The following is a 16,858-nucleotide window of genomic DNA, read 5'->3' as shown; positions in this document are numbered from 1 at the left end:
GGTTGTTTATTCAATTTTTAATCTAAATTCTTTAATTATACTGTATTCAATTCTTTCTCCGATTCTTTGATATTTTCTGGAATCGTGATAAACTTTGTCAATACTGCGCTGATCAGATACAATGCAGCCAATACCCATATCACCCCCTCACTTCCAATGGTACCGATCAACAATCCAACGATCGCGGGTCCCACAAATACCGGCAGACCTGCACCAAGGTTCAGAATAGCCATTGCTGCTCCTTTATCCTCCTTCACCAATGATGGAACCAATGCAGATAAAGGAACATAGCCGGCCAATAGTCCTCCCCAAGCTATTCCTGCCGCCATTACCGCCCAATACGCTCCTCCGAACCATACGGGCGAATAATAGAAAAGGACCGTTGTGATCGCGCAACCAACGCCACCAAACCACATGATGGTGCGCTGCCAGCCTAATCGATCTCCAACAAATCCAAATATTAAGTTAAATGCGATGTTACTCGTGAAAATAGTACCCCAGATCTGCAACCATTCTTTGGTATTGAATCCATGCTCAGCCATATACATCGGCAAGAACACTGGAAATGCAAACTGTGCAGTGGTATTGATAACCCGTACAATTCCGCCGATCAATACCTTTGGCTCTTTATTGACAATGGTCAATCCATTCATCAATTCCTGGGCTTTTGAACCTTTTGAAGCTTTCGTTTCAAACTTGTCACTATTCAGGACAAGAGCGAAGAATGCGCCTATTAACACCCAAAGAATAGAAGACCAAAGCGTATTTTCATAGCCCATTCTATCCAAAGCCCAGCTAGAGTAATAAGCGCCCAATACATTAAGTCCACCTGTGAACACAAACCAGAACCAGCCAACCGCTCTGCCTAACATCTGTTTCGGACTCCGGTAATTGATCCAAACCATAAAGGAATAAGCAAACAAAGGGTAGCCAAAGCCACGAATGGCATAGAACAGCAACATGGCATTGTAATCCAATTTGGCCATACCCATAGACACAAAACCTACCGTTCCGATCAGATACAACAGCAAGCCCATAAACATTGACTTACGCGGCCCATAACTCTCCGCCAATACTCCAGAAAACCAGGAAGAGATCGCAATGGTAATACCATAAACAGTGAAAAGCGCTGCAGACTGCTCCATACTCATGCCATGACTGACAAGGTAAGGACTTAGCCAGCCTTGCTCTACCCCATCACCCATCATGAAAATAAGGATCCCGAGGTAACCCCATTTTAAATTACTAGGTATACCTAGTTTATCCATTGTACTTTGCTGTGCCATTAAATTTAGTTAAGGTTTAAATTGAATTAGTGTTTAAGTAAAATAAAAATAAACAAAATTTAACATAATTAAACCCATTAAGTCTAAAAAAAGAACAGTACCATAACCTGTTCTTTATTAATTTTTTTAGAATCTTTTCCTTATTGATACTCCAAAACCGCACTCACAAAATAATGATCGCTTGGCAATACCCCATTGAAGCTATCCTTGATGATACTCGTATCGATCGCCTTCAAAGGTCCGTTCAGGAAGATAAAATCAATCTTCTTGGATTTCTTTCTATTCGGATCATTTCCTTTAAAACCGTGAGTCGTACCTTCAAGAGTTTCATTTCCTTTGACTTGTACATAAGAGTCTTTCCAACCCGCAGCGATTACATCCTGATAAACCTTGGAATCCATGCCGACATTAAAGTCACCGGTCAAGATTTGTGGAAAATCCGATTGATATTGCGCCGCTTCCTCCAACACTACTTTAATCTGACCTTCCTTTGCTTCATTACTGACGTGGTCTAAGTGCAGATTAGTCAAACGGATTTCCTTATTAGTTTTCTTATCCAATAACCTTACAAACACCGCGTTCCTGGCTCTTGCTGATCCCCAAGAAAGACTTCCAGCTTTCAGAGGAGTTTCAGACAGCCAATATGCACTGGCTGCCAACAACTCAAATCTCTTTTTTGAAAATAATATCGGATTCTTGGCAATGCCATGATAACCTTCCTTAAACGCGTCCATCTCTGGGCCATCAAATCCAAAAGCAAAGTAATCCTTCAAGTTTTCCTTGAGATCTAAAAACTGACCCTTCAAAACTTCCTGAAAACCGATCAAGTCAGCTTTCTGTTTTTTAATTACCGCCAAACATGCTTCCCTGCGATCTTTCCAACCTAATCCCTTTGCGGCATCTTCTTCTAGATCAACCCGAATATTGCAGGTCAACACTTTGATTTGATTGCCTTTTGCAGGCAATTGTTCGGCTTGCAAATCCAGCTTAACCAACAAGGGCATCGCTGTCAACAAGCCAACTTTCTTAAAAAACTCCCTGCGATTGGAGGTTTCGGAACGCTTCATAGTATTATTTTTAAACAGTCGCTGTTAGGTCTTCGCCTAAATACGCCCCTGAATTGATCAATTCTGCCCTCAACTCTTCCACATTGACATCTGCTGGACTTACACCATGGCGGACAGCTAATTTTGCCGCGCGTCCTGCCGCTTCGCCCATCGCCATACAAGGCGCCATCACACGGATTGCCGACATAGCCTCATGAGTAGTTGAGATCGAACGACCAGCTACCAATAAATTCTTTACTTTCTTAGGTACCAATGAGCGGTATGGAATATCATAACTATCTCCACACCAAGTCAAGGTACAACCACCACCTTCAGGATGGTGAATATCCAATGGATAACTCGCTACTGCCACGGCATCATCAAAACGACGGCAAGTCAGGATATCATCCGCAGTCATCACATAATCACCCACGATACGACGCGTTTCACGGATACCTAGAAACGGAGCCATCTTGGTAAAATGTGCCTCTTCAAAACCCGGCACAAACTCCACTAAATAACGTTGGATTTCCTCAACCTGCTTGCGACCTTCTATTTCACCAAAAGTCAAACTTTCCGGATTCGTACCGTCTACCCCATTGACCCTGGACATATTGACCCACACCTCGCCTTCACGAAGACCGGTAATCAAGATCGTACGCTCCACCGGCAGATGATAACCTGCCTGACGAGCCTTTTCCATTACGCTTCTCAATCCCACTACGATGAACTGGTGATTCTGTCCAAAGTATTCTGCTGGAATGAAGTCTGTCAAGTAGGTCCTAGGCTCTTCAGCAATGGACATACGCAACTTGTCGGTATCCACACCCGCCATACAGAACATCAAGGTCGGAGGTTGTGCACCACCATCATCATTACCTTGCTCACATTCCACACCAGCCTTGTAGGCAACATCGGCATCTCCGGTACAGTCGACCACGGTTTTTGCCAATATCACTTCCCTTCCCGATTTACTCTCAATGATTACCCCTTTCAGTTCATCGCCTTCCATCACTACACCAGCAGAGAAAACATAAAGCAACACTTTAACGCCAGCCTCTTCCAAAACCTTCAACCCTACATTCTTTACTGCTTCTGGTTCCACCAAGGTCAAGCTCATATGCAAAGGACATGGACGATGCTCTGATGCAGCATCCACTTCTTTCAGACGGTCGATAAATTTCTGAGGAAGCCCTTTGATAATCTGATTGCCCTTCTGACCTAAGAAACCTAAAATCGGCAAGCCGATGGTCATATTCCCGCCAACAAAGCTACGGTTGTCGATCAAAGCAACCTTTAACCCGTCTGAAGCTGCTGCTTGTGCAGCAATAATCCCTGCAGGACCGCCTCCAACAACCAAAACATCTACTTCCAGACGAACAGGAGTCTCTCTTGCAGGCTCCAAAATAGTCTTAACTTCTGCCATAACAATAATACTTTGTAATATTTTTATATTAATTTTTCTCTACTAAAACTGCCTCTTTAGGCTTTTCTTTTTTCACCATCGTCCACAGGATCAGAACCGCAATAGGATGCATAAAGGCCATGGCAATAAAAATGGTACCAGCCCCTAAGGAACCCATCATCTGCCCAACAAAATAGTTGAACAAAACTGCTCCCAATGCACCAAAACCACCGGCAATCCCTAAAACAGAAGCCACATTCTTCACCGGGAAAGCCTCTGCAATCACGACTGAAATGGTAAACAACCAGCTCAAACAAGCCACAGCGACCAACGAAAAGATCAGAATGGTCAAATAAGGATTAGACACATAGGCAGTCAAACAACATAATGGTGCCAAGACTGCAATGCTGCTCAGCATAATCTTTCTGGCCAACAAAGGCTCTTTGCCCTTACGAACCATTTTATCAGACCATGCTGAGGTACCTATTGCCCCCAAATCGGCGACTAAAAATGGAATCCACCCAAACATTCCGATCTGCGCCAAGGTCAAGCCGCTTTCTTCCTGCAAATAACCTGGCAACCAGAAAAGACAGAAATACCAAACCGGATCACTCACAAAACGAATCAACAGAATACCCCACAAGGTTTTCGTTTTCCATAGCTGTCCCCACGTAAATCCGTACCCGGAGGCTTGGGATTCACTCTCGCCAATTGCCTCCTTACGTATTTCCGCAGGTGGTTCGGTGTAGATCAAAAACCAAAGCAGGGCAATGATCAATCCGACAACCCCGGCCACGATAAATACCGTATGGAAATTATAGCGCATCGCTAACCACGCGACCAATGGCGGCGCAATGATGGCACCGATCGAACTACCAGCCACACATAGACTGTTTGCCGTCGCACGCAATTTCCCGGAAAACCAAACCGTAATCACCTTCAGCTGCGCAGGAAAGTTTGTCGGTTCTGCGGCTCCCAACATCCCGCGGAAGAACAGAAACGACCCAAACGTCCTTGAAAAACCACCGCCTAAACAAGCAACTGACCAACCTAATATACCCACCAACATCACTTTCCTTTCGCCAAACTTATCCACCAGCCAACCAGATACCGGATACATCAGAGCATAGAATACCGTGAACACATTGATCACCAAGGCATAACCATCATCACCCAAATCAAACTCATCCTTCAGCATCGGCTTCAAGATCGAAACGATCTGCCTATCGTAATAGTTGAACACAATGGCTAAAAAAATGACAATTATGATATACCATCTCCTTTTAGTGGCTGGAATCGGCAACGTAAATTTTGACATAAAGTAGATTCGGTTATTAAAATTATACCAGTTACGATTTCAAATGTAGAAATAAATGAATATAAAAAAAACATTTTTAAATAAAAAAAAACAATAGGCAAGTACAGAAATGCTGACTATATTTGCTATTATATTAACTTATTTTAATGAATTATGATGAATATCACAGACAGACACGAATTCATTCTAAAAAGCTTAAAGGAAAAAGGGAAAATTACGATAGACTGGCTCTGCGAAACCATGAAGGTTTCCAGCGTAACGATCCGAAAGGACCTTAAAGTGCTAGAAGACAAAAACCTGTTATTCAGGATTAAAGGAGGCGCTTCCAACAGCAATCCTTACGCTATCGACCGCCCGATCATGGTTAAAGAATCCATCAACAGCGAGGAGAAACAACGTATAGCACAGGCTGCAATAAAACTGATCAAGGACAATGACTCCATCATGATCGGATCAGGAACAACGGTGTTCACTTTGGCCAAAAACATCGAATCCACGCACATGCTGACCGTCATCACCCCAGCGTTAAAAGTTGGCCTAGAACTCAGCGGGAAGCCTAATATCGAGGTTTTACAGCTTGGGGGACTGATCCGGACCAACTCCTCTTCGGTAGCGGGACAATACGCGATCCGCATCCTGGATGAAATCAGCTGCGGGATCCTGTTCCTCGGCGCCGACGGCATCGACCTGGAATTCGGAATCTCCATCAGCAACCTACCTGAAGCAACATTGAACCAAAAAATGATCGAAACCTCCCAAAAGATCGCTATCCTGGCAGATAGCAGCAAATTTGGAAAAAGAGGCCTCGGCAAAATCTGCGAATTGATCGACGTAGACTACATCATTACCGACAACAAGGTGTCCCCAAACATCGTCAAGTCAATAGAAGATCTAGGCATTAAAATCATCCTCGCCTAAACTACCTTCACATCACATTTTCAGAAAAAAGATTTTTAAATTTTTGGTTTAAAAATCTTTTTTTTATTTTCGAAACGCTTTATTAGCTAGTAACCTATTGTTATTTTTGAATAAAATCTAATATGATATCGGCATTTATGCCTTGTTTTAACACAACGAAAACATAGACTTAATAATGATTTAACATTATTAATCTAATTTCGAAACAATTTTAAACATATTGTAAGGACATTAAAACACTACTCTAAGACATCTTTAAAAAGAACCTATTTATTATTAATACGCATCTAAATGAAAAAACAACTACAACTCATTTTTTTGCTGTGCTTTCTACCTATAGGAATCCTATGGGCACAGCAAAAGAATATCTCGGGGAAAGTGACCAACGAAGATGGAAACCCGCTGGAAGGCGTGACCATCAGCATCAAAGGTCATCTCAATGCCTTGTCCCAAACTTCATCTACTGGCGAGTACCAAGTTGAAGCCAATACTGGTGACGTTCTGGTCTTCGCCAGCATGGGTTATGCCAATACCGAAAGGACCGTTACTGAACAAGGCACAATCAATGTTATCCTAACAGCCGATCTGACCAATCTGGACGAAGTGGTTGTGGTGGGTTATGGTACACAGAAAAAGGTAAACCTAACAGGAGCTGTATCCACTATCAATAGCGAACAGCTTGAAAGAAGACCAATCGTATCGACCTCCTCTGCCCTGCAGGGCCTTGCACCGGGCGTAACGGTTACATCCCAATCTGGTGCACCAGGTGGCGATAAAGGGCAGATCCGGATCCGTGGAGTAAACTCATTCGGCGGTTCAGATTCCGAACCACTTGTCATTATTGACGGTGTAGCTGGGTCATTGGACAATGTAGATGCGAACCTGATCGAAAACATCTCCATCCTAAAAGATGCCGCTTCAGCAGCTATTTATGGTTCCCGTGCAGCAAATGGCGTTATCTTGATCACTACCAAACGCGGAAAAGATCAATTCGCCCTCAACTACAGAGGATACACAGGTTGGCAAGACCCGACTTTCATCCCTAAAGTGACTGATGGTGCTACTTTCATGAAAGTATTTAACGACGCGAACATGAACGATAATGGTTCGGTGATCTACAGCGAAAAAGATTTTGAAGAATTCAATAAACTATATGCAGAGAATCCAGACAATTTCGACTGGCAAAAAGCCATCCTAAGTGGTTCGGGATTCACGCACAACCATTTTGTTTCCCTAAATGCAGGTGCGGGCAAGATCCGTGTCGCTCCTTCCCTTGGCTATGTTTCCCAAGACGGCTTGATAGACAACACTGGGTTCCAAAGATATACCTTCAGAAACAACATGGACATCAATCCAAATGAAAAGCTGAACATCCGCTTTGACCTTTCGGCGGTAAACACAAACCGTCTGCAGATCGCGAATGAAGGCACCATCTGGAATTACATCGGCCGTATGCCCACCAATATTCCTATCCGCGTGGCTAACGGTCTTTGGTCAGAAGGCTGGGTAAAAAACAATCCCGTAGCCTTCATCGAAGAAGGCGGTAATAAAAAAGTAAACAACCTGGAATTATTGGGTAATCTGTCCATCAACTACAAACCATTCGACTGGTTGAGTATTTCAGGAATGGCAGCGCCTAGATACCGCACGCGGAATATCCACGAGTTCGCAAAGGCAGTAATGACCCATTACGAGGATGGTAGCGAAGCGGGCACCGCATTGCCATCTACCGAACTGACTGAATCTGCTTACCGTTATTTCAACGGCAGCTACTCCTTCCAAACAACTGCACAGAAATCATTCAACGACCATAACTTCAGCTTGATGCTAGGAGCTTCAAGAGAGACCTATGACGAGAAATACCTGATGGGTTACCGTCGTGATTTCACCTATGATACCTATGAAGTCCTGAATGCCGGTGCTGATACAGAAACCAAAAACAATGCTGGAAACCAATTCCAATGGTTATTGGTCTCAACATTCGGTAGGTTCAACTACGATTACAAAGGCCGCTATCTCCTAGAAGCCAACCTTCGTTATGATGGAAGTTCAAGGTTTGCCAAATCAAACCGTTGGGCAGCTTTCCCATCATTTTCAGCAGGCTGGAGAATCTCTGAGGAACCATTTATGGCCGACCTTAAGGGTTCCATCAACCAATTGAAACTTCGTGGTTCGTGGGGTATCCTGGGTAACCAAAATATCGGTACCACCTACCAACCATACATCGAAACCTTAAATCTAGGAAGTATCTCCGTGGGCGGGGCAGTCGATCAAATGATTGCACTTAACACCATGGCTAACTCAGGTCTATTATGGGAAGAAACCACCATGGCCGGTGTAGGACTAGATGCATCCCTGTTCAACAATTTCAGCGTTACATTCGATTGGTATACCAAACAAACCGATGGGATCCTGATGAAACTGTATGTTTCTGAGCTTTACGGCAAGAATGCACCATTCCAGAATGCTGCCAAAGTACAAAACCAAGGCTGGGAAGCATCCGTTCGATATGACAACCAATTCGGTGATTTCAAATTAGGTATCGGGGCCAATATTTCCGATGTGAAAAACAAGATCCTGGATATGAAAGGACAAGTTTCTGGAACTCTATTGAGACAACAAGAGGGATACTCAATCAATTCCATCTATGGTTACCAGTCAGACGGTCTTTACCAATCTCAAGAAGAAATCGATAATGGGCCAAAGCAAATCGGTACATTAAAACCTGGGGACATCAGATACAAAGACATCGCTGGTGATTTTGATGCCAATGGCAATGCCATCCCTGATGGCAAGATCACAGATGCTGACAAAGTAATCATCGGCAGTACCCTGCCTCGCTATACTTACGGATTCAACCTAGACCTAGGATACAAAGGCGTTCGTTTCAGTGCCTTCTTACAAGGTGTAGCGAAAGCAAACGGCTACTTGGACTCCCACTATGTGATTCCAGCCGTGAATTCTTCAGCAATCAAACCTTGGCAGTTGGACTATTGGTCAGAAGACAACCGAGGAGCGTCACTACCACGTGTATCGGTAACCTCAACAAACAATACACAGAACTCTGATTTCTGGATGAGAAGCGCGTCTTATCTCCGATTAAAAAATGTACAGTTAGGCTACGAAATCCCGAAGAGCTGGTTGGCAAACAGCAAGATCGGCGGGATCTTCATCTATGCTAACGGACAGAACTTATTTACCAAAACCAACTTCTACGAAGGCTACGACCCCGAAATCAATTACAATGCAGGAGCACAAGACGGAGTAACCTTAGGTTCAGGAAACTTCTACCCTCAGGTTAAGGTGTACACATTTGGTTTAGACTTTAAATTTTAAGAACATGATCAAGAAGACAAAATCTATCATAGGAATCAGTTTATTATGTGCAGCGCTAATGAGCTCTTGCGACCTAGACCGATTGCCATTGGACGGCCCATCGTCCGAAACCTTCCCTGCCAGCCAAAAAGAAGCTGAAATGGGACTTTTAGGAGCCTACAAAGGATTGACCCTGTTGGATGCCTCCAGCACTCCAATTTGGCACGTGATGGACAACATCACCGATATTGGCTATGCGAGACCTGGAAATAACTATACCTCGCCCATCACTAGTTCCATTACGACAGATAATGCCTTGGCAACCAAACCTTGGGCTGCCCACTATAAAACGATCGGAAGAGTGCACGATGTATTGGATAAATTGGGAGACATCAAAACCAGTATGGCAGAAGCGGATTACAAAAAAATCGATGCCGAACTGAGATTTATCCGCGCCTATTGCTATTCACAATTGATTGAATTGTATGGCGATGTACCCCTATTGAAGAATGCATTAAAATTGGGCGATGAATTACCGGGACGCACTAAAAAAGCAGAAGTAGAAAAATTCATCTTGGATGAACTGACTGCTATTGCCGACAACCTTCCGCAATCACAAGCTGGAAACAAGTTTTCCAGAGCTTCCAGCATTGCTGCCTATACCTTAAAAGCGAGAGTGGCCCTTTATGCTAAACAGTACAAGGTTGCCAGCGAAGCTGCCAAAACAGCGATTAGCCTATCCAATGGAATCCATTCCTTGACAGAATTTGACAATTCGATTGACTTTGCCAATAAGACCCACAAAGAAGGTGAACCAGAGGTGGCCAATATCTTTGGACATAAAGGCTTTGAAAACAGCAAAGAATGGATATGGGTCGTGGAATACAATCGCAATATCAGCGACAATGTCCATAATCAAGGTTATTACCTGGCTTCCAGACTTGGAAAAGGAGTATGTTATTGGGGACCAACCCAAAACTTCATCGACTCTTTCCAAGATTTGGACGGGAAGTACATCACAGAATCGACCAGCTACAATCCGGCAAAACCATTCGAGAACAGAGACCCACGTTTAGACCTCTATACGGTTCGTCCGAACGCAAGATTTATGGGGTTCCAATTTGAGCCAAACGCTTCCTTCTCGAAAGTGAACAACTATTGGCCCGTGATCAATGGCACATCCGACAAACCAAGCTCTCAGACCAATGCCGATGCGACCAATGCCTACCGCTCATTCAGCGGGTACCTATGGCGCAAGCATACCGATCTTGTAGACTTCCCAACTACTTCGGTTTCCGGCTTCTCAGACTTAAATGTCGGGGTGTTCAGATATGCAGAACTCTTGTTGATCTATGCTGAGGCAAAGATTGAGGATAACAGCATCGACGGAACAGTTTATGATGCCATCAACCAGATCCGTAAGCGTGCGCACATGCCAAACCTTCCAACCGGACTTTCACAGGCTCAACTGCGCCAAGCATTACGCTATGAAAGAAAAGTGGAACTGGCAAATGATGGCTTACGTTGGTACGATTTACGTCGTTGGGGCATTGCCAATCAAGTCATGAACGGTCATATCTATTTGAACCGTTTGGCAAATCCTTGGGACAAGAATGTATTGACCCGAATTGATGAAAATGCAAACCCTGTTTATAACCATGCAGTGGCAAGCAAAGTCTTCGGAACCCAAGCAGTTGTTTTCAAGGAAAACAAAGACGAGTACTGGCCAATCTCCGCACAAGAGATGGATGCCAATAAAAACCTGACCCAGAACCCAGGTTATTAATAAGTTTACAATTCATACAAATACTTTTATTTCTCAAACGTGACCCGCTCAGGTCACGTTTGCTTTTCATAGTTAATCCCAAAAAAACATGAACCCTATCAAGAAAATCATTAGCTTATGCTTACTATTAGCAACATTTTTGACCTGCTCCATAGCACAAGAAAAAAAGACTTTTGAACAGCCACAGCTTTCCGACTCCAGTTCCTGGACCATGGTTCTCCTACCTGATATCCAGAACTACGTCAAGTTTCAGAGGAACCAACCCATTTTGGATGTCATGATGAACTGGATCGTTGAAAATGAAGACAAGCTCAATATTCAGATGGTCATGTGCACCGGCGACCTAGTCGAGCACGATGACATTATCAATCCAGACCCTAAGAAAATGGACCAAACCGGCAAACAGCAATGGGAAGCAGCTGCAAAAGCCTTTGCAAAACTAGATGGAAAGATTCCTTACATCACCGCAACAGGAAACCATGACTACAATATCTTCAGTTATACCCATAAACCAAAGACTACCCACTTCCCAAATTATTTTTATCCAGATAAAAACAGCGAAAACCAAAAAATCCTAAGGGAGGTTACCGAGAATATCTATGGCAACCCAAGTCTAGAAAATGCCGCATATCAATGGAAATCACCACATGGAAAACCATTTTTATACCTTTCCCTCGAGTTTGCTCCCAGAGATACGGTATTGAACTGGGCCAATAAAATAGTCCAACAGAAAAAATACCAAGACCATACCGTCATATTATTGACTCATGCCTACCTCAATTATCAAAACGAACATATCAAGACTGCTAAATACGATCTGCAGGACGCCAATTACGGGACCGCTGTATTCGAAAAATTAGTAAAGCCATCCAAGAACATAGAAATGGTGTTTTCAGGGCATATAGGCGCTCCAAACGACCCCAGAAAACATGTAGGCTTCCGTATCGACAAGAACTCCGCAGGTAAAGATGTAAGCCAAATGACCTTTAATGCCCAAGCCTTAGGCGGTGGAACCTATGGCAGTGGTGGCGACGGCTGGATCCGGATTTTGGAGTTTATGCCAGATGGTAAAACCGTTAAAGTAAAAACCTTTTCCCCATGGTTCGCATTGTCCAGCAGCACCCAAAATATGGCTTGGAGAAAAGCAGATTATGATGAGTTTGAGATCATTTTGGGAGATAAATAATTTGAACCAGGATGGATGGGATCCGAGGATGGACCAAGATCTATTCCGAAGTTCGAGCCGGATAGGCCGAAATAATGTTATGAAAGCTATTTCCTGGCTATTATTGACCCCATTTCCGTAGGGGCGAATCGCATTCGCCCGCTTTATATTTTGAACATATAATTGGTTTATATAGCGTACAGTTCCATTATCTTCGATAATGGATGACAGGATCTAAAATATTATTAGCGTACAGATTCTTCACTATTCGTTCAGAATTTAAAATGCGCTAAAAAGGGATGCCAGTCATTCCGAAATCTTAAGATGAGGAAACCATTTTTTATTGGTTGGAGGAAGGAATTTTGACGTCAAATAGAAAGCATAAAAACCTCCATAATTTGTAAATGCAGGCGACGGGCGTATGCGATACGCCCCTACGAAAATTGGAAAAACATACCTCTAAATATGTTTCAACGCATCTAATCAAAAAATATATTGACCCCAGCGAGGGATGACAGTCATTCCGAAATCGTAAGATGAGGAAACCATTTTTTATTGGTTGGAGGAAGGAATTTTGACGTCAAACAGGAAGCACAAAGAACCCCATAATTTGTAAATGCATGCGACGGGCGTATGCGATACGCCCCTACGAAAATTGGAAAAAATGCCTCTAAATATGTTTCAACACATCTAATAAAAAAATATATTGACCCCAGCGAGGAATTCAGAGCGCAGCGAAGAATCTATTTATTGTTTTTTTAGGGATGCCAGTCATTCCGAAATCGTAAGATAAGGAAACCATTTTTTATTGGTTGGAGAAAGGAATTTTGACGTCAAATAGAAAGCATAAAAACCTCCATAATTTGTAAATGCATGTGGCGGGCGTATGCGATACGCCCCAACGAAATTTTGGCATTTCCCAAAACCAAAAAAAGCCACCCCTTTCGGAATGGCTTTATTTATATCTAACAAAAAGATGCGGTTTAAACTTATTTTACTGCGTCTACAACTGCTTTGAAAGCATCTGGATTGTTTAAAGCTAAGTCAGCTAATACCTTACGGTTCAAGCCGATGTTTTTAGCGTTTAATTTACCGATCAACTGAGAATAAGAAATTCCGTGTTGACGTGCTCCAGCGTTTATACGTTGAATCCATAAAGCTCTAAACTCGCGTTTTTTGGTTTTACGGTCGCGGTAAGCGTACTGTAAACCTTTTTCTACTGTATTTTTAGCAATAGTATATACTTTGCTACGAGATCCATAATAGCCTTTAGCTAATTTAAGGATTCTTTTTCTTCTTCTTCTAGAAGCAACTGCGTTAACCGAACGTGGCATAATTTTTAAAATTTAATTTGGTAAAAGGCGTTGCGTTTTCCAGCAATCTTACGACCCTATACCCGGTTAAAAAAATATTGTTATAAAATGTTTTCTAAACTTATTTACCGATAGCTAGCATACGTTTTACGTTGCCTGTATCAGCATCACTCACATAACTAGTAGTAGTTAAGTTGCGTTTTTGTTTAGTAGTTTTCTTAGTCAAGATGTGGCTTTTGTAAGCGTTCTTTCTTGCTATTTTACCGGTTCCAGTCAATTTGAAACGTTTCTTCGCGCTGGAATTGGTTTTAACTTTTGGCATAATACTTATATAATTTTTATCAATCTGTTAGATACGTCTTATTTCTTTGGGCTGGTTTTGGGCGCCAATGTCAAGAACATGCGCTTTCCTTCCAACTTAGGCAATAATTCCACCTTACCATAGTCTTCTAGGGCTTGTGCAAAACGCAACAACAAGATTTCACCTTGTTCTTTGAACACAATTGCACGGCCTTTGAAATGTACGTAAGCACGAACTTTCTCGCCACTTTCCAGGAATCGCATCGCGTGCTTCAACTTAAACTCGAAGTCATGCTCGCTGGTGTTCGGTCCGAAACGGATTTCCTTAATCACCGTCTGCTTCGCATTCGCTTTGATTTCCTTTTGCTTTTTTTTCTGTTCGTAAACGAATTTACTGTAATCAATAATTTTGCAAACAGGCGGCGTAGCGTTTGGAGAGATTTCAACTAAATCCAATTCTAACTCATCAGCTAATGCTAACGCTTGACGTGTCGGAAATACCCCTTGCTCTACATTGTCACCAACCAAACGTACTTCTGGAACACGGATGTGCTCATTGATACGATGTTCTGGTTCTTTTTTTCTTATCGGGCCTCTCGGGCCGAAATTGTTACTTTTTGCCAAATGTTCCTTTAATTAAACAGTTATTTCTTTTATTAATAAATCTTTAAATTCCTCTGCTGTGATCGAACCCAAGTCCACCCCACCATGTTTACGAACTGAGATTGTTCCGCTTTCCATCTCCTTCTCCCCTACAATCAACATGTAAGGCATCTTTTTCACTTCGGCATCACGGATCTTACGCCCAACTTTCTCGTCACGCAAGTCAATCAGACCGCGAATATCGGAATTATTTAGGGATTCCAAAAGTTTTTGCGCATATTCTTCATATTTTTCTGACACTGGCAGGATGATAAACTGCTCAGGCGCAAGCCATAACGGAAATTGTCCTCCACAGTGCTCGATCAAAACTGCAACAAAACGTTCCAAGGATCCAAACGGTGCACGGTGGATCATAACCGGACGGTGTTTCATGTTGTCACTACCAGTATACTCCAGCTCAAAACGCTCTGGAAGGTTGTAGTCAACCTGGATAGTACCCAACTGCCATTTCCTGCCCAAAGCATCCTTCACCATGAAGTCCAATTTTGGACCATAGAAAGCCGCCTCGCCATATTCAACCACAGTAGGCAAACCTTTTTCAGTCGCCGATTCGATGATCGCCGCCTCCGCCAATGCCCAGTTCTCATCCGAACCGATGTATTTAGTCTTGTTCTCTGGATCACGCAGTGAAATCTGAGCGGTAAACTCGTTGAAACCTAATGCTCCAAATACATAAAGCACCAAATCAATCACTTTCTTGAACTCCTCTTTCACCTGGTCTGGACGACAGAACAAGTGCGCATCATCTTGAGTAAACCCTCTAACGCGAGTCAAGCCATGCAATTCACCAGACTGCTCATAACGATATACAGTTCCGAATTCTGCAAAACGAACCGGAAGTTCCTTGTAGGAACGAGGTTTTGTTTTGTAGATCTCACAGTGATGCGGACAGTTCATTGGTTTGAGCAAGAACTCTTCGCCATCTACCGGAGTATTGATCGGCTGGAATGAATCCGCACCGTACTTCTCGTAGTGACCAGAAGTGATATAAAGTTGTTTATGACCGATATGCGGAGTAATCACAGGCTCATAACCAGCCTTGATCTGTGCTTTTTGCAAAAAGTCCTGAAGTTTTTGTCTCAATGCAGTTCCTTTCGGCAACCACAATGGCAAACCCATCCCTACTTTCTCCGAGAAAGCAAACAGCTCCAATTCCTTACCTAACTTACGGTGGTCACGTTTCTTGGCTTCTTCGATAAACTTCAAATATTCGGTCAATTCCGAAGCCTTAGGGAAAGTCACCCCATAAATACGGGTCAACTGCTTACGAGACTCATCACCTCGCCAATAAGCACCTGCCACATTGGTCAATTTTATCGCTTTGATAAATCCTGTATTCGGGATATGTGGTCCACGACACAGGTCAGTGAAATTTCCTTGAGTATAAAAAGTGATCTTACCATCTTCCAGGTCCTTGATCAAATCCAACTTGTACTCATCACCTTTTTCCTCGAAATAAGCCAAGGCATCCGCTTTTGATACGGCTTTACGCTCAAAAACCTCTTTTTGCTTAGCCAATTCCAACATCTTGTCCTCGATCTGCTTGAAGTCATCAGAAGAAAACTCGCGGTCACCGAAATCCACATCGTAATAGAAACCGGTTTCGATGTTCGGACCGATACCAAATTTAATCCCTGGATATAGGGCTTCTAGTGCTTCTGCCAATAAGTGAGCGGATGAATGCCAAAAGGTAGACTTGCCTTTATCGTCATTCCAGGTCAATAATTTTACCGAAGCGTCTCCTTCAATAGGTCTTGAAGAATCCCAAACCTCACCATTTACTTCTGCAGCTAAAACATTTCTAGCTAATCCTTCGGAAATCGATTGGGCAACCTGCATAGCAGTTGTACCCTTTTCATACTGACGTACTGAACCGTCAGGTAGTGTAATGTTAATCATTTACAACTATGATTTATTGTTTGTCTAAAATTGCAACCCTTCCAATATGTACAATTACATTGGTTTATAAAGGCTACTTGAATTAATGCAATGCAAAAATACGAAAATTTTTAGTCTTTTCGAAATGTACTTCTACCTAAAAAAGTTTATTTTCAGTCATTTCAGAAAAGTTTTTGCTGGAATTTCCACTGAATAGCCAAGCCTTATAAGCCCTGTTACAAATCCAATCCTCTGGAACAAGAAATCTCCACAAATTATTTTGACCTAAATTGCCTGACCTCATTCTATCCTTATTCGAGGCAGGTTTTGAATTTTCCGAATATGCCTCGAATAAGGGTAAAGCCAGTCTCGAAGGCTCTTTTCAATTTCAAGGAATAATGAGTCATTTTTTTGACCTTCAAACGACAAGGAAGCGGGTCCATCAGCGGAGGGACATTCCATTTA

The 16,858-nt window shown here is 42.8% G+C and carries 12 protein-coding genes; 4 read left to right on the top strand and 8 right to left on the bottom strand.

Features of this window, described 5'->3' with window-relative positions; translation table 11 throughout:
* Positions 1–35 precede the first annotated feature (35 nt).
* The 4 genes from ACK2WI_RS08440 to ACK2WI_RS08425 all read right to left on the bottom strand — a co-directional run bounded on the left by ACK2WI_RS08440 (position 36) and on the right by ACK2WI_RS08425 (position 5,055).
* A complete protein-coding gene (locus ACK2WI_RS08440; RefSeq protein ID WP_409150364.1) occupies positions 36–1,286 on the bottom strand; it encodes an MFS transporter in 1,251 nt (416 codons plus the stop codon).
* 140 nt (positions 1,287–1,426) lie between these two features.
* On the bottom strand, positions 1,427–2,353 hold the full coding sequence (locus ACK2WI_RS08435; RefSeq protein ID WP_409150362.1) for an endonuclease/exonuclease/phosphatase family protein: 927 nt from the start codon (positions 2,351–2,353) through the stop codon (positions 1,427–1,429).
* Between the two features lie 10 nt (positions 2,354–2,363).
* Positions 2,364–3,758 (bottom strand): FAD-dependent oxidoreductase, encoded by a 1,395-nt coding sequence (locus ACK2WI_RS08430; protein WP_313368588.1) that lies wholly within the window; start codon positions 3,756–3,758, stop codon positions 2,364–2,366.
* A gap of 28 nt (positions 3,759–3,786) precedes the next feature.
* Entirely contained in the window at positions 3,787–5,055 is a 1,269-nt protein-coding gene (locus ACK2WI_RS08425) for an MFS transporter (RefSeq protein WP_093098934.1), read from the bottom strand.
* Between the two features lie 153 nt (positions 5,056–5,208).
* On the opposite strand from ACK2WI_RS08425, the gene ACK2WI_RS08420 reads away from it, so the two are divergent.
* The 4 genes from ACK2WI_RS08420 (at position 5,209) to ACK2WI_RS08405 (ending at position 12,260) form a co-directional block, all read left to right on the top strand.
* Positions 5,209–5,973 (top strand): DeoR/GlpR family DNA-binding transcription regulator, encoded by a 765-nt coding sequence (locus ACK2WI_RS08420; RefSeq protein WP_175486313.1) that lies wholly within the window; start codon positions 5,209–5,211, stop codon positions 5,971–5,973.
* A gap of 291 nt (positions 5,974–6,264) precedes the next feature.
* Positions 6,265–9,309, top strand: a complete 3,045-nt coding sequence (locus tag ACK2WI_RS08415; protein WP_409150361.1) for a SusC/RagA family TonB-linked outer membrane protein — start codon at positions 6,265–6,267, stop codon at positions 9,307–9,309.
* A gap of 4 nt (positions 9,310–9,313) precedes the next feature.
* Positions 9,314–11,074, top strand: a complete 1,761-nt coding sequence (locus ACK2WI_RS08410; RefSeq protein ID WP_409150359.1) for a RagB/SusD family nutrient uptake outer membrane protein — start codon at positions 9,314–9,316, stop codon at positions 11,072–11,074.
* A gap of 88 nt (positions 11,075–11,162) precedes the next feature.
* A complete protein-coding gene (locus ACK2WI_RS08405; protein ID WP_409150357.1) occupies positions 11,163–12,260 on the top strand; it encodes a metallophosphoesterase in 1,098 nt (365 codons plus the stop codon).
* A gap of 968 nt (positions 12,261–13,228) precedes the next feature.
* Here the strand turns inward: ACK2WI_RS08405 and rplT are convergent.
* From rplT to thrS, 4 genes are all read right to left on the bottom strand, one after another.
* A complete protein-coding gene (gene rplT, locus ACK2WI_RS08400) occupies positions 13,229–13,573 on the bottom strand; it encodes a 50S ribosomal protein L20 (RefSeq protein ID WP_093098929.1) in 345 nt (114 codons plus the stop codon).
* A gap of 100 nt (positions 13,574–13,673) precedes the next feature.
* Entirely contained in the window at positions 13,674–13,874 is a 201-nt protein-coding gene (rpmI, locus tag ACK2WI_RS08395; protein ID WP_093098927.1) for a 50S ribosomal protein L35, read from the bottom strand.
* Positions 13,875–13,912: 38 nt separating this feature from the next.
* Entirely contained in the window at positions 13,913–14,476 is a 564-nt protein-coding gene (gene infC, locus ACK2WI_RS08390) for a translation initiation factor IF-3 (protein WP_214648496.1), read from the bottom strand.
* Between the two features lie 12 nt (positions 14,477–14,488).
* The gene (gene thrS / locus ACK2WI_RS08385; protein ID WP_093098926.1) at positions 14,489–16,414 is read right to left on the bottom strand and encodes a threonine--tRNA ligase; all 1,926 of its coding nucleotides are present in this window, start codon (positions 16,412–16,414) and stop codon (positions 14,489–14,491) included.
* Between the last annotated feature and the right edge of the window lie 444 nt (positions 16,415–16,858).

Source organism: Sphingobacterium sp. BS-2 (genome assembly GCF_046161205.1).
Taxonomy (GTDB): Bacteria; Bacteroidota; Bacteroidia; order Sphingobacteriales; family Sphingobacteriaceae; genus Sphingobacterium; species Sphingobacterium mizutaii.
The sequence above is the reverse complement of the archived record's forward strand: the minus strand, read 5'-3'. Positions and strand labels throughout refer to the sequence as shown.

Excerpts from the sequence above, each read along its gene's own strand:
- ACK2WI_RS08440 (WP_409150364.1), bottom strand. The coding sequence starts at position 1,286 with ATGGCACAGCAAAGTACAATGGATAAACTAGGTATACCTAGTAATTTA.
- ACK2WI_RS08435 (WP_409150362.1), bottom strand. The coding sequence starts at position 2,353 with ATGAAGCGTTCCGAAACCTCCAATCGCAGGGAGTTTTTTAAGAAAGTT.
- ACK2WI_RS08430 (WP_313368588.1), bottom strand. The coding sequence starts at position 3,758 with ATGGCAGAAGTTAAGACTATTTTGGAGCCTGCAAGAGAGACTCCTGTT.
- ACK2WI_RS08425 (WP_093098934.1), bottom strand. The coding sequence starts at position 5,055 with ATGTCAAAATTTACGTTGCCGATTCCAGCCACTAAAAGGAGATGGTAT.
- ACK2WI_RS08420 (WP_175486313.1), top strand. The coding sequence starts at position 5,209 with ATGATGAATATCACAGACAGACACGAATTCATTCTAAAAAGCTTAAAG.
- ACK2WI_RS08415 (WP_409150361.1), top strand. The coding sequence starts at position 6,265 with ATGAAAAAACAACTACAACTCATTTTTTTGCTGTGCTTTCTACCTATA.
- ACK2WI_RS08410 (WP_409150359.1), top strand. The coding sequence starts at position 9,314 with ATGATCAAGAAGACAAAATCTATCATAGGAATCAGTTTATTATGTGCA.
- ACK2WI_RS08405 (WP_409150357.1), top strand. The coding sequence starts at position 11,163 with ATGAACCCTATCAAGAAAATCATTAGCTTATGCTTACTATTAGCAACA.
- rplT (WP_093098929.1), bottom strand. The coding sequence starts at position 13,573 with ATGCCACGTTCGGTTAACGCAGTTGCTTCTAGAAGAAGAAGAAAAAGA.
- rpmI (WP_093098927.1), bottom strand. The coding sequence starts at position 13,874 with ATGCCAAAAGTTAAAACCAATTCCAGCGCGAAGAAACGTTTCAAATTG.
- thrS (WP_093098926.1), bottom strand. The coding sequence starts at position 16,414 with ATGATTAACATTACACTACCTGACGGTTCAGTACGTCAGTATGAAAAG.